Source organism: Roseimarinus sediminis (assembly GCF_050433125.1).
Classification (GTDB): domain Bacteria; phylum Bacteroidota; class Bacteroidia; order Bacteroidales; family Prolixibacteraceae; genus Roseimarinus; species Roseimarinus sediminis.
Genome location: NZ_JBNPXV010000007.1, coordinates 212,527 through 234,969 on the forward strand (window position 1 = coordinate 212,527; position 22,443 = coordinate 234,969).

Annotated in this window: 15 protein-coding genes; 1 reads left to right on the plus strand and 14 read right to left on the minus strand. The window is 45.1% G+C overall.

Going from position 1 to position 22,443, the window contains the following annotated elements; genetic code table 11:
• The 3 genes from FHS86_RS11115 to FHS86_RS11125 all read right to left on the minus strand — a co-directional run bounded on the left by FHS86_RS11115 (position 1) and on the right by FHS86_RS11125 (position 5,441).
• A complete protein-coding gene (locus tag FHS86_RS11115; RefSeq protein WP_429413295.1) occupies positions 1-1,671 on the minus strand; it encodes an ATP-binding protein in 1,671 nt (556 codons plus the stop codon).
• 66 nt (positions 1,672-1,737) lie between these two features.
• Positions 1,738-3,381, minus strand: coding sequence for an alpha/beta hydrolase (locus tag FHS86_RS11120; protein ID WP_429413297.1), 1,644 nt, complete (start codon positions 3,379-3,381; stop codon positions 1,738-1,740).
• 185 nt (positions 3,382-3,566) lie between these two features.
• The gene (locus tag FHS86_RS11125; RefSeq protein WP_429413299.1) at positions 3,567-5,441 is read right to left on the minus strand and encodes a YgiQ family radical SAM protein; all 1,875 of its coding nucleotides are present in this window, start codon (positions 5,439-5,441) and stop codon (positions 3,567-3,569) included.
• A gap of 438 nt (positions 5,442-5,879) precedes the next feature.
• On the opposite strand from FHS86_RS11125, the gene FHS86_RS11130 reads away from it, so the two are divergent.
• On the plus strand, positions 5,880-6,068 hold the full coding sequence (locus FHS86_RS11130; RefSeq protein WP_429413301.1) for a hypothetical protein: 189 nt from the start codon (positions 5,880-5,882) through the stop codon (positions 6,066-6,068).
• A gap of 131 nt (positions 6,069-6,199) precedes the next feature.
• Here the strand turns inward: FHS86_RS11130 and nadD are convergent, their stop codons facing one another.
• From nadD to FHS86_RS11185, 11 genes are all read right to left on the minus strand, one after another.
• Positions 6,200-6,775, minus strand: coding sequence for a nicotinate (nicotinamide) nucleotide adenylyltransferase (nadD, locus tag FHS86_RS11135; protein WP_429413303.1), 576 nt, complete (start codon positions 6,773-6,775; stop codon positions 6,200-6,202).
• A gap of 12 nt (positions 6,776-6,787) precedes the next feature.
• Entirely contained in the window at positions 6,788-7,354 is a 567-nt protein-coding gene (gmk, locus tag FHS86_RS11140) for a guanylate kinase (RefSeq protein ID WP_429413305.1), read from the minus strand.
• A gap of 26 nt (positions 7,355-7,380) precedes the next feature.
• Complete coding sequence (locus tag FHS86_RS11145) at positions 7,381-8,253, minus strand: YicC/YloC family endoribonuclease (protein ID WP_429413307.1); 873 nt, start codon at positions 8,251-8,253, stop codon at positions 7,381-7,383.
• A 53-nt stretch (positions 8,254-8,306) separates the two neighbouring features.
• The gene (amrB, locus tag FHS86_RS11150) at positions 8,307-9,146 is read right to left on the minus strand and encodes an AmmeMemoRadiSam system protein B (RefSeq protein WP_429413309.1); all 840 of its coding nucleotides are present in this window, start codon (positions 9,144-9,146) and stop codon (positions 8,307-8,309) included.
• A gap of 9 nt (positions 9,147-9,155) precedes the next feature.
• Positions 9,156-10,169 carry an AmmeMemoRadiSam system radical SAM enzyme gene (gene amrS, locus FHS86_RS11155; protein WP_429413311.1) on the minus strand — a complete coding sequence of 338 codons (1,014 nt, stop codon included), beginning with the start codon at positions 10,167-10,169 and terminating at the stop codon, positions 9,156-9,158.
• Positions 10,170-10,317: 148 nt separating this feature from the next.
• Positions 10,318-12,084: a glycoside hydrolase family 2 protein gene (locus FHS86_RS11160; RefSeq protein WP_429413313.1), complete on the minus strand. Its 1,767-nt coding sequence runs from the start codon at positions 12,082-12,084 to the stop codon at positions 10,318-10,320.
• Positions 12,085-12,139: 55 nt separating this feature from the next.
• On the minus strand, positions 12,140-14,563 hold the full coding sequence (locus FHS86_RS11165; RefSeq protein ID WP_429413315.1) for a glycoside hydrolase family 2 TIM barrel-domain containing protein: 2,424 nt from the start codon (positions 14,561-14,563) through the stop codon (positions 12,140-12,142).
• 10 nt (positions 14,564-14,573) lie between these two features.
• A complete protein-coding gene (locus FHS86_RS11170) occupies positions 14,574-16,655 on the minus strand; it encodes a discoidin domain-containing protein (protein ID WP_429413317.1) in 2,082 nt (693 codons plus the stop codon).
• Position 16,656: 1 nt separating this feature from the next.
• Positions 16,657-18,696, minus strand: coding sequence for a beta-galactosidase (locus FHS86_RS11175; RefSeq protein ID WP_429413319.1), 2,040 nt, complete (start codon positions 18,694-18,696; stop codon positions 16,657-16,659).
• 220 nt (positions 18,697-18,916) lie between these two features.
• The gene (locus FHS86_RS11180) at positions 18,917-20,509 is read right to left on the minus strand and encodes a glycoside hydrolase family 43 protein (protein WP_429413321.1); all 1,593 of its coding nucleotides are present in this window, start codon (positions 20,507-20,509) and stop codon (positions 18,917-18,919) included.
• 3 nt (positions 20,510-20,512) lie between these two features.
• Positions 20,513-22,429: a T9SS type A sorting domain-containing protein gene (locus FHS86_RS11185; RefSeq protein WP_429413323.1), complete on the minus strand. Its 1,917-nt coding sequence runs from the start codon at positions 22,427-22,429 to the stop codon at positions 20,513-20,515.
• Between the last annotated feature and the right edge of the window lie 14 nt (positions 22,430-22,443).

Genomic DNA, 22,443 nt, shown 5'->3' on the forward strand with positions numbered 1-22,443 from the left:
TTATCTTTTTTCCTGAGGCTTAATGGGCAGTGCGAAATAAAAAGTACTTCCTACTTTCTGCTCCGATTCAAGCCATAGCCTTCCATTTAGCAGCCCGGCATAGGCTTTAACGATCGAAAGTCCGAGCCCCGAACCTTCGTGTGAGCGGGTAATATTCAGATCGGCTTGAACAAAGCTGTCGTAAATGGCTTCCATTCTGTCTTCGGGAATGCCAATGCCTGTATCGCTTACAAAGAAAACCAATGAGTTGTTATCGATGTAGTTTCCAAACTTAATTTCACCCTTTACCGTATATTTTATGGCATTGCTGATCAAATTGGTAAGCATGCTACTGAGCAGGTGTTCATCGGTAACGATGATTGCTTCGTCATTTTGGGTTTGGGTACTTATTGAAAATCCAAGACCTTTCTCTGTTGCAAGCTGTTGAAAAAATGAAAATTGAAATTCTATCACTTCCTTCACATTTACCGGAGAAAGATTCAGATTGACCTGTTTCGATTCGATTTGCGAAATTTCGATGATGTTGTTGATGGTGTTAAGCAGGCGCTGACCGCTTTTGTTCATGATTTTTATATAGGCCTTTTTTTGCTCTACTTCAAGATCTGGTTCTTCCAACAACTCAAGAAAACCAATAATGCCGTTCATTGGCGTTCGTATTTCGTGCGACATGTTCTGGAGAAATACTGTTTTGAGCTGGTCGCTTTGCTCAGCACGTTCTTTGGCCTTTTCCAGTTCTTCGTTACGTTGACTTAAGTCTCTGGTTTGTTTTTTTACCTGTTGTTTTAACAGGAGCATGAAAATAAGTACAACAAGCAGAACCACGGTAATGCCTAGTATTATTATGCGGATATAGAGTGGTAGGATGAATGGATAATGACGATCGAGCCATTTGCTTAATGAGCGGTAATAGGCCGAACCGGGATTATTTTTCAAATTTGCCAGCTGCGTGTCGAATAGTACCGTCAGTTGCTTGTCGCTTTCCTTGGAAAAAACAAAAAACAATTCGGTAGGTCTCAGAACAATTCCTGATGGGTGCAGGTCTATTCCAAAAAGATCGGAAAAATAAAAGAAACGGTCAGCAATCATCACATCGATGAATTCTCTTTCGAGCGCTTCAACATTACTTTTATAATCACTGAATGTATGTAGCTGATATTGAAGATTAAACTGTGCTGCCAATTGATTATTTAGCAGTTCTTCCTGAATCGATCCTTTTAAAACACCAATATGAAGACCGTTCAATTCTTGCATCGAGTGAATGGTTTTTTTGGGGGGCGTGAATACCTCGAGCCACGAATTAATCACCGGTAGCTGGCAGAAGGTAAAAAGCGAATCCCTTTCGGGCGAATAGGCAACATCGGGCAGCATATCAATTTCGCCCTTGAGCAGCATTTCATAAAGTTGCGACCACTCACCGGGTACGTACTCTATTTGCAGCATACTTTCTTTGGCTATGGCCTTGATGATGTCGATAAAAAAACCGTCGGGCTTTCCCTTGTTGTTGATGAAAAGTTTAGGGTGATTGTTGTATACACCAACTTTAATGACGTGGTCTGTTTCCTGCCTGTTAGCATGCAATTTCACTGCAGATAACATCAGTAAAAAAAAACCTGCAAAAATAAGCAGGAGAAACTTTTTGTCTGAAATCTTATATCCTTCTTTTTTGTGCAAAATGCTCACTTTTCTTCTAAACACCCAAAGGTAAAGGATGTTTAAGCGAATTACATTTTTTGCCAATTATTTATCAGTCAGGGTAGAGTCTATTTTAAATTCGAGGGTTGTGCTGCTCCATGCATCTTTTTCATTTTGTGCAATTATTTTTAGCCGGTGTTCGTTGCGATTGCTCAGCCATATGATACGTGTATCATCGGGCCGGGCCGAAGCCTTCACACCTCCGGTAATTTCAAGCTGAGCCAGGGTGCCATTTTCGATTTCAATATCAAGTGGAACAAGCGCTTTATTTGCCGAAATAAGTTGCTGATCTTCGGCATAAAGTATTTCAGGTGCCGTTAAGCCATGATAAAAGCCAATAATGTTGTTGCCGATGGTATCGAGCAATTCATTGACTGATTTGAATCGATCGAGCTGAGGTTCATGTCCTTTGTTTTCAAAGGCCCTGAGTTGGTTTTTAATTCCAAGCACACTGAGCCGTTCATGAATGGCCTTTGAACCATAAACTTCATCCATGATTAAGCGGTTAAGGCGCAGTGTATTGGCAAAGGGATGTCCAAAATTGAAGGGGACAATCTGGTCGATGGTGCCATGAAAGGATATCACAGGAATTTGTTCATCAACATCGATATGGGCCGTGTCGTCGATGGCCCCCCACATATTGGCAACCCCTTTAATTGTAAAAGAGTCGGTGAGTTGATTGCCTGAGGTTTCAACTGTTCCCAGGTCATCGTGCCGACGGCTTGAAAAACTTGCTTCGGGACGCTCGTCGTGGTCGATAAAGGCCAGGCTGATGGAGGCAATGCCTCCGGCGCTGGTTCCTCCTAAATAAACATGATGCGGATCGATGTGGTACTCTTCAGCATGATGTGAAAGATAGCGCAGGGCTGCATGGGCATCCTGAAGCGTTTTATAGGCACTGCGCTCAATATCACTGGCTCGTAATCTGAAACCCATTCTGTAGTCGATCGAAGCAACCACATAGCCGCAGTGAGCCAGCTCTTCGGCCAACATTCTGACGGTTTGAGAACTTTTGTTACCTATGTAAAATGCACCACCGTGTATCAGCATAACAAGTGGCCGTTTTTGGATGCTGTCGTTTTGAGGAAGATATAAATCGAGCATGAGATCAAGATCTTTCTCCCCTTTGAATAAATTGACCATGCCGCGCGCCAGGATTTCAATGTATGGATCATCAAGATAAGGTGTTTCGGTCCAGTATCCCCTTGCCCTGCCATATACAATGTCTTTTTCTATCCGAATGCTGTCGAAAACCTGCTCTTTGTATCGATTTCCCGCTTCGATTGATTTCATTGCTCTTTGATGCAGACTAAAGTTCTTTCGTTTCTTCCAGAAAAAGATTGAAAAACCACGGTCTTGCAGAATTATTTTTCCGTTTAGTTTTTTTTCATCTGCCTTCAGTTTGAGTATCCCATTAATCGTATCTGAACGAAAATGCAGCTTCCCGTCGCTTTGTTCGATAACAAAGTTCCAGGCCTTTTCAAGTTGAAGGTTGTTGTTAAAAAGGAAGTATCCAAATGCCTGCTTATTGGATGTGCTGTCGCTTACAAGCAAAATCGGATGACCGGCAATATTTCCATCATAACTTCCTGCTTCGGGTAGTAATGGCTGTGTTGATTCACAGGCAAACAGGAAAAAAACACTCAGAAAAACTGCCATCAGTTTTAGTTGGGTAGTTGGGATGTACATTGGTTTTGTTTTGACTTTGGTCAAATTTATAAAGAAAGCGATAAAGAAGAAAACCGGAAGAAATAAAATTAACAGAAAATAGTTTTTTAAATATAAATTTTTATGAATGTAACCTTTCGTGCTATGTATGAGCGAGCCGGCTGGTGGTAGTAAGCGGCTGATGAAGTATTGAGTAGGTGAGATGCCTATTTTTTAAACTTTGTATTTCTTTTTCTTTTCTCTGCTTTATTTTGAGTAAGTGTTTTATTTTGAGTTGCTTCCTCACTAAGCCCCATTGTTTTTAATTCATTTTTAATTTGATTGCGGAATTCAGGCTTGTACCAGAAGAAATATTTTCGCTGTTCCAGTTTCTCGGCTTTCGAACGCGCAGTATAAACCGGCTTGAGGGTGTAGGGATGAACTCCGGCATAGTAGATAACAGTTGCCACTGTCATTGGGGTGGGAGTAAAATCCTGTACCTGTTCCAGTTTGAAATCCAGCTTTTTGGTGTCAAGCATCAGCCGGGCCATGTCTTCCTTTTCGCTGCCTGGATGGCTCGAAATGAAATAGGGAATCAGTTGCTGTTTAAGCCCTGCCTTCTGATTTTCTTCTATGAAAAAGCGGTTGAATTTCTTAAAGAGTTCAAACGACGGTTTGCGCATCACCGATAATACATTGTCGCTGGTATGTTCGGGAGCTACTTTCAGCCGGCCCGATACGTGATGGTGGATTACATTTCGCATGTATTGAAGGTTCTCGGGGCTATCATGGCCTTCCGTAAAAATCATGTCGTAACGGATGCCACTGCTGACAAAGGCTTTTTTAACCAGTGGATGACGGTTGGCTATTTCATAAATTTCGGAAAGCGCCAGGTGCGAAGTGTCGAGGTTTTTGCAGATTCCCGGATCGATGCACGAAGGTCGTTTGCAGGCTTTGCAAATGTTTTCATACTTGCCCTTCATTTTGTACATGTTGGCTGACGGTCCGCCAATATCGCTGATGTAGCCCTTAAAATCGGGCATTTGGGTGATGGCATCAATTTCTTTTGCAATCGACTCTTTCGAACGGCTGGCAATGAATTTACCCTGATGAGCCGAAATGGTGCAGAATGAACAGCCACCAAAACATCCCCTGTGGGCATTGATCGAATGTCGGATCATCTCGTAGGCAGGTATCCGTTTGTTTTGGTAACGAGGGTGTGGCAACCGGGTGTAAGGCAGATCAAATACCCGGTCAAGTTCACCTTCTTCCATGGGAGGAAATTGTGGATTGATCACCAGCCATTGGTCGTACACCTTTTGTATCAGATGGCCGCCAATCCATCGGTTCGACTGTTCTTCGATATGACGGAAATTGCTGGCATATTTTATTTTATCGGCCAGACAACTTTCGTGATCATTGAGGGTATGCGTTTCGGGTAGCTTTTGCAGGGCCAGTGGCTGATCCTTTTGCAACCAGGCTGTTTGTGGAACATCAGTAATTTCGCAGGGCTTTTTTCCGGCTTTTACTCTTTGTACAATTTCTGTAAGCGGTTTTTCGCCCATGCCGTATACCAACAGGTCGGCTTTGGTGTCGTGAAGTATGCTTGGTTTAAGCTCGTCGCTCCAATAATCGTAGTGAGTCACACGGCGCAATGAGGCTTCAATTCCACCGATAATTACCGGAACATCGGGAAAAAGATCCTTTAAAATACGACAATAAACGGTGGTGGCATAGTCAGGTCGCATGTCCGATCGGCCATCAGGAGTGTAGGCATCGTTCGAACGCAACCGCTTGTTGGCAGTATAATGGTTCACCATGCTGTCCATGCACCCCGAAGTAACTGCAAAAAACAAATTCGGTTTTCCCAGCTTTTTGAAGTCGCGCAAATCATCGCGCCAGTTGGGTTGTGGAACGATCGCCACTTTGAGTCCTTCGGCTTGAAGCACCCGCCCGATAACAGCAGAACCAAATGAAGGATGGTCAACATAGGCATCGCCACTGAATAGAATGACATCAATGCTGTCCCAGCCCAGGGCTTTTACTTCTTTAGCCGATATGGGTAACCAGTCACTGGTACGATATGTATTTACCTTGCTCAATTGCTTGTTTTTTGCAAAGATAAGTAAATTAAAACAGACTAATAGGTCTCTTAATTTAAATTCAATTAAATTTTATAAGCATCACTATAACAGTGTTTTATATTTGTTTTTTACTTTCGGGTGCTAGTTAACTGGCCATGATGTGTTTTTTTATTGCTGCCTGGCAATTCGATCGTCAAGGTGTAACTGTACTGTTTTTTTCGGGGTTTTCCCTGATGGCGATTACATGCTTTTCCTGTTGAAATTGAGGGTTTTTAGTATAGGGACACTAATTTGAGAAGTTTATTTTTGATGCATATTTTTCATGGTTGAAGATTAAGCAATTTTTGGGTTGGGGAAAGAAGATTTATTTATGGGTTAAGTAGATTTGGGTTTAGTTTAGATAAGTAGTTTTTCATCAATTTTCCCAACCTTTTTTTCGAATCAACAATTGGAGTGATGGGGGAAAAGGAACGATTAGCAGCCACCGATGAGCAGATTTTTTCTGAATTTATAATTTCAGATGAACAGCTGGGCTTATTTGAAAGTGAAATGTACGATGTTGAAAAGGACGGTGTCATTGATATTATTGCAATAAACCGTTTGGAAATGATACTCGAACTAAGCCGGAAACGACTGGCCAACTAGATTATTTTTTGTCAGGTTTCTCATACAAATTAGATATTGGCTTGTAATTTTTTTTACAGGCAACAACCCGTTTGGCTTTGTCTTACGGGTTTTTTACTTCTAATTGGAAGAATAATATAATCAGGAACTTTTTAACGATAGAAGCTCATTTCGTCGATGTACTTAAAAACAGCGGGGGGCATGAAGTGTCTGATGTCTTTTCCTTCTTTGATGGCCTTTCGAATAAAGGTGGACGATATTTCGATCAATGGCGCATCAAGTGATTGGAAATCACCTTTAAAATCGACCGATGCATGATCGAACCCGGGTCTTGGGTAAACCAAAAAATGATAATGGGCAATCAGTGTTTCCCAATTTTTCCACTTTTTCAGGGTCACATAATTGTCTGATCCAATAATTAAATAAAATTTCCGCGAAGGATATTTTTCACTCAGATAAGTCAGCGTATTGATGGTATAGTTGGGTTGAGGAAGATTGAATTCAATAGCAGATGCCTTGAAGCGCAAATCGTCGCCAATGGCCCTGTTAACCAGTTCAAGACGCTGGTAATCGTCGAGCAGGCCGCGTTTCTTTTTTATTGGATTGTGCGGGGTAACCACAAACCACAATTCGTCGATGGGACCATATTCAACCAGGTAGTTGGCAATGGCCATGTGTCCGATATGGATGGGATTAAATGAACCAAAAAAAAGTCCCACGTTGCTCATAAACGATTGTTTTTATTGATCAAGAAAAGTCTTCACAATATTTTCAGCTTGATGAAGCGCTTCTCCGAGTTGGTCATTGATCAGTATCACATCAAATTTTGGAGCAAAAGTCAGTTCAAAGGCTGCTTTTTCAACCCGGGTGGCAATTACTTCAGGGGCATCGGTTGAACGGGCATGCAGGCGTTTCTCCAGTTCTTCTATCGAAGGAGGCTGAACAAACACCGACAAGGCTTCATCACCGTAGTAGGCTTTAATATTAGATCCGCCAACTACGTCAACATCAAAAATCACATGTTTCCCTTTCTTCCGGATGCGCTCCACTTCGCTTTTCAAGGTACCGTAATAACGATCCTTGTACACTTCTTCCCATTCGAGAAATTCATCCCGGTCAATTTTATTTCTGAATTCATCGGCACTTAAAAAATAATAATCTTTCCCGTCCTGCTCGTTTCCCCGTATGGGCCTGCTGGTTGCCGATACCGAAAACTCCAGTCCTAAACCGAGGCTGAGTAAATGTTGAACGATGGTTGTTTTGCCCGATCCTGAGGGAGCTGAAAAAATGATCAGTTTTCCTAACATGAATATACCGTCTCTTGAATGCTTATTTAAAGTGCGTTAAGCGATTGTTCCTTAATTTTTTCCAGTGCCTCTTTCATGCGAATGACCAGTTTTTGTATTTCGGCATGATTGGCTTTTGATCCCATGGTATTAATTTCACGACCAATTTCCTGTGAAATGAAAGCAAGCTTTTTACCGGGCGTGTCTTCTTCGAGTGTTTCGAGAAAGTATTTACAATGGTTGCTCAAACGTACCTTTTCTTCGTTGATGTCGAGTTTTTCCAAATAGAAGATCAGTTCCTGTTCAAATCGGTTGGGGTCATTTTGAACGTTGTTTTTGATGTCTTTAAGCGCATCACTTATTCTTGATTTAATTCTGTCAATACGTTCATCTTCAAATGGCGTTACTTCTTCCTTAAGTTGAAGGATGATGGCAACCTGATTGCGTAAATCGTCTTCGAGCGACTGGCCTTCCTGTTCCCTGAACTGGTTGAGGCTGTCGAGTGCCTCATTAATTTTGTCAGCAATCATTTCCCATTCTTCTTCATCCAGTTCATCGTATCCGACTTTAACGGCATCGGGCATACGCATAATGGTGTGAATCATGTTTTCGCCGGGGGCAAGACCAAGGTCGTTGTATACCGACATGAGTTGTTCGTAGTAGTTTTTAACAACGGCCTGATTGATGCTGGCATTGGTTTCTTCACCCATTTGTTCGAAATAAAGCGACATTTCAACCTTTCCCCTTACCAGTTTTTCGGCGATCAACTTTCTGATTTCAATGTCTTTAGCCTTGTAAATATTGGGCAGGCGTGTATTAATATCCAGTTGTTTACTGTTTAGCGACTTGATTTCAATAGTAATCTTTTTTCTTGGGAATTCACATTCTGCCTTCCCATAGCCAGTCATCGATTTTATCATATCAATAATTTTGGGACTAATTTAGTTTTTTAGGCCGAATTAGCGAAACATAATTATTCGTAGCATAGCAACGAAAGGTAATCGACAACCGTTGGTGAAGGATATACCTGGCCGGAGTGTCCCCTGCTAAGCAACTTTATTTGCGGTTTAAGTGATGTAATTCTTGCATATTCTACAAGCGTCATAACAGGTCCATAGCCACACATTGTAACGTGATGCTGTTTTACCTGGCGATAAATTCCGGCAGGATCGAGAGCCAGTATTTCATCAAGTACATACTGATCTTTTTGATAGCCTTTTGCAGGCGTTTCAAAATGTGAAAAGTCGCTTGAAGCCAGCAGGAATAACTTCCTTGAAGTGATTTTTGCAGCATTCTTTATGGCAATGGCCAGCTGGGCAGCGGCTGCTGGTGTTTGTCGGTTCATGGTGATAAGCACAACACGGAAGGGTAGTGGAACCATATAAGTAAGAAAGGGAAGCAGTACTTCGCCTGCGTGCTCGTTTTGATGGGCCCGGTTATCAATTTCAATGTCAAGTGCAGTCACCAATTCATCATCGGTATAAATAATTCCAAGGGGGGTGCTCCAGCCCGAAGCTCCCGATAGGTTGTAGTCGCCTGTTCCTTGTCCGCTGTGATTGGGATTTACAATTACAAAGGTGTCGATTTTCTGTTGACTAGCTTTTATGATTTCGTAGGGATGAATGGCCTGGTAGCCCGAATAAATATAGCCTGCATGGGGAACAATGGCTCCTATGAGCTGCTGCTCAGCAAGGCTCAGTTCGAAGCGATTCTTTTGGGAACGACGAATACTTTCTATCAACAATTTAAGTTGCTCAGGATCAGAGGGGTAAAATTTACCGGCAAATACTGCCTGACGAATCGAAGTATCCATAAACCATAGTTAAAGGTGAAAGTGTTTAAATACAGTCGTTCCGCAGCGCTGACATTTTCCTTCGCCGTCTACTCCATTCATCACAATGTTGAAATAGGTTCGTTCAATAAGGAGTTGCTCACATTGTGGACAATAGGTGTTGCTGTGCAGTTCTGTGGCCATGTTTCCCAGGTACACATGATCGAGGTGTTTTTTTGCAAGATCGTAAAAGTGAAATAACAACTCGGGAGGTGTCGGATACTGATTGAGCTCAAAACGTGGAAAGAAGCGACTAAGGTGCAGTACTTTATCTTTTCCCAGTTCATTGGCAATCCAGCGGCACATATTGTCGAATTCATCGTCGTCGTCGTTGGCACCCGGTATTACCAGGTTCGTAAGCTCGAGGTGCCTGTCCGATTTTGCAATTTTTTTCAGGCTTTGTAAAACAGCTTGCAGTGTTGCTCCTGTGTATTTCTGATAAAAACGATTGGTAAAACCTTTTAAATCAATGTTGAACGCATCGATGTATTCCAGCAGCATTTCCAGCGGATCGGAATTGATGTAGCCATTACTAACCAAAACGGCATGCATGCCTTCCATTTTAATCAGTCGTGCAGTATCTAATACATATTCGTAGTTGATGACGGGCTCATTGTAGGTGAATGCTACACCGATGTTGTGCTTTTTTTTTCGTGCAAGGGTCAGCAGTTCGCCGGGAGTAATATTTTTAATTATTACCGGCTTGCGGTTGTCGCATTGCGAAAGGGTGTGATTTTGACAAAAAATACAATGAAGATTGCAGCCCGTTGTTCCTACCGACAAGATTTCTTTTCCCGGATAGTAATGATAGAGCGGTTTCTTCTCAATGGGGTCTGAATGACAGGCCGAAATTCGGCTATAGACCTCTGACGATAACATCCCGTTTCGGTTACGGCGAGCATGACAGTTTCCAAACCGTCCCTCTTCGATAATACAGTTTCGCGGACACAAATGGCATTGAACCTGTCTGTTTTCCTGCCTGGAATAAAACGATGCTTCATGCATATATGATCACTTTAAAGCCTCAAGTTATTCCACGAATCCAATTAATGCAAGACTTCGGACATTTTAATTGAAAAAAAGGCAGATGTCGGGTAAGAAAACGCTATCGTTGCGCATCAATTTTTTTTTGTTTTCTGGTTCTAATTTTTCCTTAATTTTCGTTAAAGTATTCATTCATAACATACCATGCCTTTTTCTTTTGTCCTTTTTCAGATAGCAATCCTTTACGGTTGTAGCCGTTTTGATATAGCTGGTTCATTCTTCCCAACGACCGGTAGTCGAACAACAACCAGGGACAAACACCACACAAATTGGGAATGGTAGTAAACATTTCTATCTGATCTTTGTAAATATTTGCCTGGTATTCTTCTGTCCAATAAGCCGCTTCATCAGTTGGTCCTTTACTTCCATACAATGCCTCGCCACCAAACTCCGAAATAAAAACAGGTTTGTCGGGGAATGCTATATTCCAGTTAGTTTCCGATGGCTTGCCCTTCCACGGAATGTACCAACCAATGTACTCATTGAGGGCAATCAGGTCGGAATAATTATACAGCGGATCCCATACATTGAAGGTATTGTTGCTATACCCTTGGGTGTTGATGACGTGCACGATCAAGCGGGTTGAATCCAATGCCTTGCACTTTTGTGTAAGGTCAATGAGGGCCTTGTTGCGATTGGGTGTGTCGGGATAGGTTTCGTTGGAAAGACTCCAAACCACTACCCCGCAGCGGTTTTTATCGCGTGTAAGCATTTCGTTCAGCATGGTTTCCATTTTGCAGGGAACTGTGCTGTCGGAGAATTCGATGTGCTGGTATATGGGCAACTCACTCCAAACCATCATACCCATCTTTTCGGCCTGCTTGATCATTTTTTCGTTGTAGGGATAATGCGACAAGCGGAGTAAATTGCAACCCAGATCTTTGGCGGCATTCAACAGAATCTGATTATCGCCGGAAGAAAAGGCGCGGGCTGCTTTGTACGGATTTTCCTCGTGCATATTCACCGCTTTAAGGAACAGGGGTTGTTTGTTGAGCAGCACCTTGTTCCCCTCTACTTCGATGCACCGAAAGCCAATTTCGTCGGTTACCTGATCGGTTTCGCTCGAAATAACTACGGTGTAAAGCTTCGGTTGTGTGGGCGACCATAATTCAAAATTCGATTTGAATTCAAGCTTTGCCTTGCCTGTAGCGTCGGTTTTGCTTCGATGCTTCAACTTTAGCTCTGGAATTTCAACTACAACTTCTTGTGAAAGGTTGTTTCCGTTCAGTTTCACCCATCCTTCCACGCTGTTCAGGCTTCCTTTTTTAAGTTGGATGAAATAATCGTGAATGAATGTTTGGCTGGTTTCGACCAGATAAACGTCGCGGGTAATGCCCCCGTAATTAAACCAGTCGTAGCCATATCCCGGCAATGCGTTGCCCTGACGGCTGTTGTTGGCCCTTACGATGAGCGTGTTCGTGCCATTTGTCACCTTGCCGGTCAGTTCGAATTGAAACGGGGTGAAACCCCCTTCGTGGCTGCCCAGCTTTTCGCCATTGAGGTAAACGTCGGCCTTGTGGTTCACGGCACCAAAATAAACGAAGGTTCGTTTTCCTTCGCGGGCAACATGGGTAAAGGGTTTCTTGTACCACACCGTGCCCTCGAGGTTTGTCAGGTCGCAGCGTTGTGAGTTAAAATCGCCGGGCACCTGCAAGTAGGGACCGCCGTCGAAGGAATATTCCACGAATTCGGTTTTGCTTTGCGCTTTCCGTTCCTGCCACACCTGCCTGTAATCGCCGGCTCCGGTTGGATCGAGAATGACTTGCCAACTGCCGTTGAGGCTGGTGGTGTTGCGGTTGTCAATATTGATCATGGCAGTTTGGGCCAACAGGTTGCCCGTAAGAACTATTGCTGTCAAAAGAACAGGAATCCTCATTTTTAAGATTGAATTCAGGAACTTCATTTTCTTTCGTTTGAATTGGTGATGGTGTTTATTTGGCTTTCAATTTGGTTTTTGCAATAGGAAGCATTCCGCTTTTGGCACTTAGGATGATTTCGCCTTTTTGATCGGTCGATTGCACAATGGCAAGGCACTTGCCCAAATGTGTTTCCATTTTGCCCCCCTTGAAGAACGTGTGGCTTTGCTGATTGCCATTGCCCACGGCCAACAGTTTTCCGGCTCCACTCACCTCGAACTCAATCAGCTTGTTGGCAAACGGAACGGGCACATCGTTGGTATCGAGCAGTTGCACCGTAACGTAGCTCAAATCCTGCTTATTGGCTTTGATGGTTTTGCAGTCGGGCGTAAGCACTATTTTTGCAACCTCGCCAGCTGTTTGCACAGCAAACGACACGGTTTTACCATCGGCTGTTTTACCGATTGCTTCCAATTTTCCGGGTTCATAAGGCACTTCCCAAAACAGGAATGCTTCATTTTTCAAGTCCCAGTTGCGGGTTCCCAACGATTTTCCATTCAAGCGAAGTTCTACATCGGGCACATTGGTGTAAACATGCACGGCCAGCGTATCGCCAATGGTTGCATGGTTCCAGTGTGCTTCAACCTTTGGCCAGTTCCAGAACGACGAAACGTTTCGGTTGCGTGCCGATGGGTCGGTTTGAACGGCCAGATAAATAATGGGTTCGTCGGTCCACAAAGCCTTTCGGAACCAGTAGCCGGGCTTGGGATGGCCGCACATGTCGATCACGCCACAATCGGCACCGCGCCAGGGCCAGTTGGGCCAGGTTTTCCAAAAGTCGCAACCGTGGCCTACATCGCCAATGCCTGCCTCGCCCAAGTAGTCAAAGCCGGTCCAAAGGAATTCACCTGCTATATAGTCTTCGGTTTGTGTAGCAAGCCACTCCTCGTAGGTGCGCATTTGCCAGCAATTGTAATCGTGGTAGGGGTACATTACTGTTTCGGAGCCATAAATTACCTGATTGGGATACTTTTTATGGTCATCGGCATAAAGTGCTTCGTGGTAATTGTAACCCACCAGATCGAGCATAGCGCCCAGGCCACTCGCGTTTACACTGGGAATGCCGTTGCTGCCGGCGGTGAAAGGGCGGGTAGTATCGTGTTTACGCGAAGCTTCGATCATCATTTTGGCAATTCGGGGGCCGTTCACTTCGTCCCACTGTTCTTTTACCTCGTTGCCAATGCTCCACGCAATGACCGACGGATGGTTGCGGTCTCTGCGGATCCAGTTTTCCACATCGCGCTGGTACCACTCCTCAAAATGAGGGGCATAGCCGTGCGGTGTTTTACCGTCCATCCATTCGTCAAAAATTTCGTCGATGACCACAAAGCCCATGCTGTCGGCATATGCAAGCAGTTCGGGTGCAGGCGGATTGTGGCTCATGCGCAGCGCATTGCAACCCATTTCTTTTAAAATTGAAAGTTGCCGTTTGTGGGTATGGTTGAAAACAGCTGCTCCCAACGGTCCGCCGTCGTGGTGGTTGTTCACACCCTTCAATTTTACCTGTTTTCCATTTAAAATGAAGCCTTTGTTGGGATCGAATTGAAAGGTACGCACACCAAAAGCTGTTGAATAGGCATCGACAAGCTGTTTGTTGGAGATGACTTCAACCTGAAGTGTGTACAAATTGGGCTGTTCAACCGACCAGAGGCTTGGTTTTTTGAGCAGGATGCTTTGTTCTACTAGCTGTTGCTGATTCGTTTTTGCCTCGAGCCTGGTTTCGGCCTTGGCGACCACTTTGCCGTTGGAGTCGAGTAGTTTGGTCAGCACCGTGCATTGTTGGTCGGTTTCGAGTTCGTTGTTCACTTCGATGCTCACATTGATGTTGGCTTCCTGCTCGTTGGCCTCAACGGTGCGGGCAAAAACGCCCCATTGGTTGATGTGGAGTTTCTCTTTGGAAATGAGCCACACATGGCGGTAAATGCCAGCGCCCGTGTACCAGCGTGAATTGTCCTGCTCGCTGGTGTTCACCTTCACCGCCATCACATTGTTTTGGCCAACAGGGTTCAAGTACGAAGTGATGTCGTAATAAAACGACGAATAGCCGTAGGGACGAATACCCAAATGATGGCCGTTGATCCAAACCTCGCTGTTGCGGTACGCACCATCGAACAGTACCGAGAGCTTTTTGTCTACAAAACCAGGATCAGTTGTAAAGTGTTTCCGATACCACCCAATGCCGCCAAAAGTATAAGCGCCGCCGGGCCCGGTTGCAAAGGCCGAATCGAAGGGTTGTTCGATGCTGAAATCGTGCGGAACGTCGAGCACGCGCCAGTTCGAATCGTCGAAACCAGGCTGTTCGGCGCCAGGCTGTTCGTTCAGTGCAAATTTCCAATCGAAATCGAATAAAATTTTGGTGTCACTGGCTGTTTGCTGGCTTGTGCAAGATGTGAATGCTACGAGGCACATCCAAATTACAATGACTGTTGTTCGTTTCATTTTTTTTGAATTATTCAGTAATTACTTCCACTTCGGCATATCCTGCAACCTGGTCGCCCCAAGTGTTTTTCAATGCTCGGAACTTGATGTAACGGGCGTTCACCGGGTTGAAATTTTTAATTTGCCACACCGGATTGTTTTTGATGTTCGAAAACTCGCCTTCGCTTACCAAGTTCCACTTTACTTTGTCGGTTGAAACATAGAATTGGTAGTTCGAGATAATTCCCGAACTCCATCGGTTTTGGTCGGGCAAGTATTTGAATCCGTTCAACTTTTGGTTGCTGCCAAGGTCAACCACCAAGTCGTAGGGCATCACCTTTTCTCCGCGTTTGTGCCAGGTGGTCGAAGGGTTTCCGTCGAAGATTCTGCTCACCTCGTCATCATCGATTCCGATTGCTTTCCACTCTTTTTTTGAAATATCGAATTTTTCGGAGCCAATGGGACTGCTTTTTCCTGTAGCGGGCTCGGTGGCAATGGCTTTCACCTCAATTATCCCATCGGCCAGGAAGGGTGCGCTATACACATTCGATTTGCTTGTTGGTTCGCTGCCATCGAGGGTGTAGTAGAAAATGGGACCTATGTCGTTGGTGGTAATTGAAACTTCACCCTTTTGGTTGCGCGCTATCGATGGAGCGTTCAGAAAGACGGGCGCATTGTAAATTCCAATGTTGGAAATGAGCGGACACGCTTTCGAATCTGAAATTGTGAAGCGCACTTTCGACGCATTCACACTTGGGAAACGCACAATGCGCTTGTAGCCCACAGTGGTTCCTTTGGCAACTTCTTTCCATTCGCCATCGGCATAGGCTTCAACTGTAAAGGCCTTTACGCGCTGCCCCAAACGGATGTATTCCTGCGCCATAAAACGATTGATGAGGGTTGGCTGGACCAAATCGATGGTCAGTGATGCTGAAGTCACGCTGTCGTCGCATGCCCAATAAGTTTCGGTGTTGCCATCAATTGCCTTTGATGCTTTGAATTTGCTGGAATTTCCACGAACGTTCGATGCTTCGGCTTTTGCTTTTTCGGCCAGGTTCAGGGCAAACGATTCCTTGATTGCTTTTCCAAATTCGATGGCCCTTTTTTCGTCACTTGGGTGAATCCGGCCGTTGGGCATAATTGGGAAGTTGAGCAACAAGGTACCGTTATGACCGATGGAGTTGTAATAGGTTTCCATCAGCTTGGGAACGGTTTTCACTTTGTCGTCCTCGCTGGGGTGATAAAACCACTCAGGACGAATGGAAGTGTTCACCTCGGCTGGCACCCACGAGTCGCCATCTTCAACACCGAAATGCAGCATTCCCCAGGGAACATCGCCGGTGGCATTCAGTAAACTCCAGTTGGTTTCGCCCACATAGCCTTCCTCGGTCCCCACCCAGCGCAGGTCGGCACGGTCGCCACCATCGTTCCAAATCACAATGTTGGGTTGCAGTTCGCGTATCATTTTGTAGGTGGGCTGCCAGTCGTAGTAAGTGGTGCGGTCTATTTTACGGATTTCGTTGGCACCGCCGTAGTAGCCGTCGCCCCCGTTGGCACCGTCGAACCAGATTTCGAAAACCTCGCCGTAATTGGTCAGCACTTCTTCGATTTGCTTTCTGAAAACGGTGATGTATTCTGGTTTTCCGTAGTCGGGATGGTTGCGGTCCCAGGGCGAAACGTAAATGCCCAGTTTCAACCCATACTCCTTGCAGGCATCGGCCATTTCGCGCAGCACGTCGCCCTTGCCGCCTTTCCACGGGGCGTTTTTAACCGAATACCCGGTGGTTTCGGTGGGCCATAAGCAGAAGCCGCAGTGGTGCTTGGCCGTGATGATGATGCCCATCATACCCGCTTCCTTGCAAATGCGTGCCCATTGCCGTGTGTCCAGAATGTCGGGATTGAAGAGGTTTACGTCTTCGTTGCCAAAGCCCCACGACTGGTCGGTGTAGGTGTTCAGTGAAAAATGAATGAACGCATAATATTCCATTTCCTGCCAGCGCAGTTGGTTTTCACTTGGGATTGGGCCACATGCTTCGGGAGCCTTGCTTGGGTTGCAAGCCGACAAGATAAAACCCGCTGCAACAACGATGGTGAACCATATTGGATTATTCATTTTATCTTATTTCAATAAATTCCGGCTCAAAAGGAGCAATGGTAAAGTTACCTGAATATTCTTTGTCGAAAAGGATACTGCGCGACTTTCTGTTCATTTTGATCTCCTTGGGTCCGCCGCTTGTGTTCAAATATAGAAAATGTTTTTCGTCGATTTTCCGGGCCATAACTCCTGATGGAACATTGGGGCCTTTTGGGATACCCAGCTCATTGATCAACTCATCGACTATCCCGCCAAGTATTGTGCCGTTGGCGGGCAAACCCAGGTAAATGGCCTTTCCTTTTCCGTAGTGGTTGATGGTCATAATCGGATAATCCTTGTCCAGACTGGTCAGTTGGCCAATCACTTCGGAACCTTTGGCTTGAACGATGTCGAACCTTGCAGCTTCCACATTAACAGCCTTTCCTTTGTAAGTGAATTCGAGCTTTTTGCCTTTGTAGCCTTTGCGCGATAACTCGTTCATGGGTTCGGTTTCTTCAAAGCCTCCAACACGAATGCCAAACACATCGCTCAACATACCTGGAAGGGTACTTCGGAATACCTGTCCGGTGGTATCCACCATGGCTGAGTTGGCGGTCATAATCACCGTTCCACCGTTTTGCACATAGTCGCGTATTTTTTGTGCTGAAACCCTGTCCATCACGGTTACGCCGGGTACGAAAAGAAGTTTGTAATCGAGCTTGCTTTGAGAAAGTTCCAGCATTTTGCAATCCATGTTGCGCCAGAAAAACATATCCCAGCAAGCTTGTACCTGGTTTTCATGTTGAACGGGAAACGAACCACCTGCAATTTGGCTGGGGAACGAAAAAGCTAATCCCACTTCAGCCTTAGCTTGGTAGGGAAAATGCTTTTCGATCTTTCTGAATTCAGAGGCTATTTGCTTGTACTCATCGTATTTACGGTTGGGAAGCCCGTCCCAGTCGATCATGCCCTGCAAATATTGTTCTTCGCCGGCCCACATGCTTTGCCAGGTCCAGCCGCACACCATTTGGTTGCCGTACATCAGGGTAACATAGGCCGATTTGCGAATGGAATTGGGCACCGAGGCCATGGTGTTGAACTCGTTGCACCAAAAAGGCTCCTTGCTTTCGAACTGAATGCGCTGAATTCCAAAGGCCGCGTTCATGTCGCCCCAAATGGTTTTGAGTGAGTTTCCAGGATAAAAACCGCAACCCTGGCGGGTCATTTTACCCGAATAGGCAATCTTTGAATAATCGAAATACTTCATCCAACTGTAGTACCAGGCGTTGGTGTTGGTGTGAACGTTCGGAGCATTGGCATGAACCACATCGAGCACTTTGAACAAAATTCCGTTCACTTCATCGGAAATGAAACGGCGGAAATCGAGGATTTTTTCGGGTGCGCCGTTCTTTGAGCCTGCTGTGGGCAAACCCACTTCGTCGAAGCTGTTCAGCCGGCGCGACCAACGGTGGGTTGCCCAGGCGTCGTTCAGTTTATCGAGCGTACCATAGCGGTTTTTCAACCAATCGATAAAACGTTGACGAACGGTTTCGGAGTAGGAGATAGGACCATCGCCCGATTCGTTGTCGATGCCAAAAGCCAGCAATGCCGGGTGTTCGGCATAGCGTTTCGAGATAGTATCGGTAAAGCGAAGGGCGTATTTTTGGTAGTTGGGATCGCCCACATCGTCCATGTAACGATGGTTGGGATATTGCACATTTCCGTTGGCATCGACTACATCGATGGAAGGAAATTTTTGGTGCAACCAGATGGGCGCCGGGCGAATGGCAATGTCTAGTATTACCTTAATTTCAGCCTTGTTCAGCTCGTCCATCACTTCATCAAACCATTCAAAGTCGAATTGCCCTTCGGCGGGTTCGTAACTGTCCCATGCCAAATGACCCAGGCGAACCACATTCAGTCCGGCTTCCTGCATCAAACGGATGTCGGTTTTTATTTTGTCGGTGTTCTTGTCGTCGTGCGGATGGTAGTTGGCCCCAACGTAAAGAACTTGTGCTTTTGCAACAACTCCCAATAGGAAAAGGGTGAAAATTAAGAGTATTAGTTGGTTTATTTTCATAGTTTTATGCTATATAAACTATTCGTGTATTTCAAGAGATTGCTTCCCGCTTCCCCGCCGTTTGCGGGGCAGGCTGTTCCTCACGGTCGCAATGACGGGTAGCTTAACGTGTAGTTGGTTAGGATGGTCGGCGGCGAAGCCGCCGACCATCCTAAGCTATTTATAATCAGTTTTGTCGTCATAGAGAGCAACGCGAAGCAATCTTTTCGAATAATTCATTTCAATCTTTCCCCTCGTAATCGAACCAGTCGAAGTCGGCAGGGTTGGTGTTGTATTTTCCGTTGCCCGAGGCGTACATGCCAATAAAGGCCCCAATAAATCCACCAATCCTTTCGTTGGAAATGTCCTTGGTGTCAGCGCTTCCCAAAAGAATGGCCTTTTTACCCTGAGGGTGTGCCCAAAATTTGTATTCCAATTCTGTAGCGCTGATTTTCAGCACCACATCGCCTTTGGGAATCACTTTGTATGTTTCTTTTTCAACTTTATCCTGAAGGTATTTTCTGAAAAGTACTACCTGTTTCCCTTCGCGCTGCGTAATTACCAAGCTGAAATGGTTGGCATCGTTTCCGCGCACCACCAGGCCAGCCTCTTCGTTATCAGCTACTGGCATAAAGCTTAATTGGGTTGAAGCGCTCATGTTAAAATCGGGTTGGCGGCGTCCTATAAAAGCAGGCGAATCTTTTTCCCTGATGCTTACTTTTGAGCCATTCAACCTCAAGTAGCCAGGCTTTTGGGTAAGCGACCAATCGGTATCGTTCGGATTGCGTAGGAAATTCCATTGCAAACCAAGTTTTTGATTGTTGAAATCGTCGCGCACGGGATCTTTCTCCCAAAGGTGTTCGGGAAGCTTAGGTGCGGGGAATTCTTCGAGCATAACACCATTGTCGCCAGCAATTGGCCAGCCGTCTTCGGTCCAGCGAACAGGGGCTAAAAAGGTTTCGCGCCCTAAATGTTGAAACCTTCCGCCTTTGGGTCGGATTCCCAAACACACCAACCACCACGAGCCATCCTGCAGTTGCACCAAATCGGCATGGCCAATGGCGTGGAGCGGACTCTCGGGCTTGTGCATATTCGAGATAACCGGGTTGTACGGGCTGGCGTCGTAAGGTCCATAGGGCGATTTGCTACGCTGTATCACTTCCCGATGTTCGTAACCTGTGCCTCCCTCGGCCGACATCAGGTAATAATATTCGCCAATTTTATACATATGCGGCCCCTCGGGTGATGATCCCCCCAGGCCTGCTGCAACTTTTTGCAGTGGTTTTACGAATTGTTTCCTAAGCGGATCGAATGTGCCCACCATGAAGCTACCATTGTTGTCAGGGCTTACCCAATACATGCTGTCGTTGGCAAAGGTCATCGACGGATCGACATACCAATTACCCACCCAAACTGGTTCGGACCACGGACCTGCCGGATTGGTGGCCGTTACGTAGAACACGCCTTGAGTACCCTTGCCGCCGTAATTGGTGCACGAGATGTAGTACGTGCCCTTGTGGTAACGGAGTGCAGGCGCATAATTTCCACCTGACGAACCGGCACCTTCCATCGGGCAGGAGCTTGGCCGATCCAAAGCATAGCCTATCATTTTCCAGTTAACCAAATCCTTGCTGTGATAGACGGGCAAGCCTGGATAAAACTCGAACGTAGAAGTAACCAGGTAAAAATCATCGCCCACACGGCAGATGCTTGGGTCGGGATTCATTCCGCTTATGATCGGGTTTTTATAGGTTCTTTGACCGATAACATTCGTATAGGAAACTGTCATAAGAATCATCATTACGAATGATATAAAAGGATGGCTGAATTTCATAATTTATTTTTTAAGTACCATTTTTCTCGTTGTTATACTAGTGCCCACCTTCAATTGATAAAAGTACAATCCCTCAGGCCATGTACTTCCATTGAATTCAACCTGATGTGAGCCCGAAGACAATTCACCATTGATAAGGGTGGAGACTTTCCTTCCTGTTTGGTCGTATACATCCAAAACAACCGAAGCTGTTGATTTAGTTTGGAATTGTATGGTTGTCCTGGCAGTAAATGGGTTGGGATAATTCATTAAACCCAGTTTGTTTTCCTCAATTTGGGCAAGTGAAGTGGGATACAGAAGCTTGTTACCTGCTTCAATCATAATAAACTGAACCGACATGGCAGGCACGTCCAATTGAATAGCCTGATCAACGGAATATGCATTTGCCGGAATCGTTTCAAGGTTTTCACGCGGGCCCCACTGGGTACCTGTTGCTTCCTCGCCATTAACAGATACATAATGGGAAAAATCCCCATTATCGCTACCGCCGGTCAGTGAGTAGGTATAGAATTGATCTCCGACACCAATATCCAATGGGTCTATTTTTACAAGCTGAGCTGATTTTCCTTTATTTACAATCACAAGCCCTGTTTCACCAGAGTCAAATCTGGAAGCATATGCTAATATATTGGTGTTGGATGAGTTCGCAGCAATGGCATGGTCTCCGGTAAACTTTTGCTGATAATAAGCATAATAAAAATCAGGACGTGGTTGCCACCTCAAACTGTTGTTATCTCCAAAATAAAACATTCCATCCTCACCAGTGGCAAGTAACCATCTTGCGCCTAATCCAAAATTATTCTTAATTAATTCATTAAACAGCACTGTTGCCTGCATGCCATTGATGAATGAACGCCCCATGGTTGGATTGGCCGAATTGTAGTTCATATTATACTCAGTAATAGCTACAGGTTTTTGGAAAGCATTTTTGTTAGCAATGTCCTGTCGAATAAAACTGATATTTTTCTTTGGCTCAGACGCTGCAACTGATAATAAATTCTCAGCGTTTGCATCTTTTCCAAAATAGTTATGCATGACATAAAAATCAGCCAAATCGCCAATTTCGGAAAAAACTCCTTTATTCCAGGTCCTATCCACCGAATTCCAGCTATTGGTACCATCATAATGCAGCACCTGGGCACCAATATATATTGTTGCACCTACTTCAGTTGCAGCGGCTCTCATCGAATCGGCAAAGACTCTAAAATGCTGGCCGTAAAGCTGACCGGTAATAATTTCTGGTTGTCCATCCTTGTTGGCACTGGTATCGATCTTCCAACCGGCTTCCCATGGACCAGCGTTTTCGTTGCCTATCTCCCAAAATTTTGTCCGCCCTTTGTCGTAACGCACCCATTGAGCTGCCAAATGGGCTGCCTGCGCAACGGGATTCTCGCTCAACCCGTAACGGGCATAACCATAATTGACTGTTATAAGTCCCTGCGAACCGGTTTGCTGGCGTAATTTGTAATAGTTATCCGTTGTAGTAGGCCAGTCATTTTTTCCTGAAATAGCGTAAAATTTCTCTCGCGCACCCGATGAATCGTAGGCAGAGTCAGGTACATCGGAAGGAGCTCCATTCCAGAAAAATATATTGGACCAACTCCCTCCCGGGAAACGAATCAACGAAGGATTTAACAACCTGGTGTTTTCCACAAATTTTGCTTCACCTGTTACATTTCCACACCAAACAGCGATGGCGTTTCCAAAAACGTATTTCGCTATTTGGCCAAGCGTATCGGCAGCCAGGGTGACAGTTACAGTTGGCTCATTGACTGTTTTGTTTGCCGCTGTTGAAATTGGGATGACAGCATTTTTGGGTTCAAAATCCTCTAAAAAGCAGTTTGTGTTTTGCGCAAATACCGATGTTGCAAAAACAACAGCAAGCCCCCATGTTAGTGTACTTTTAAGTATAAATTTCATTTTATTTAAAGGTT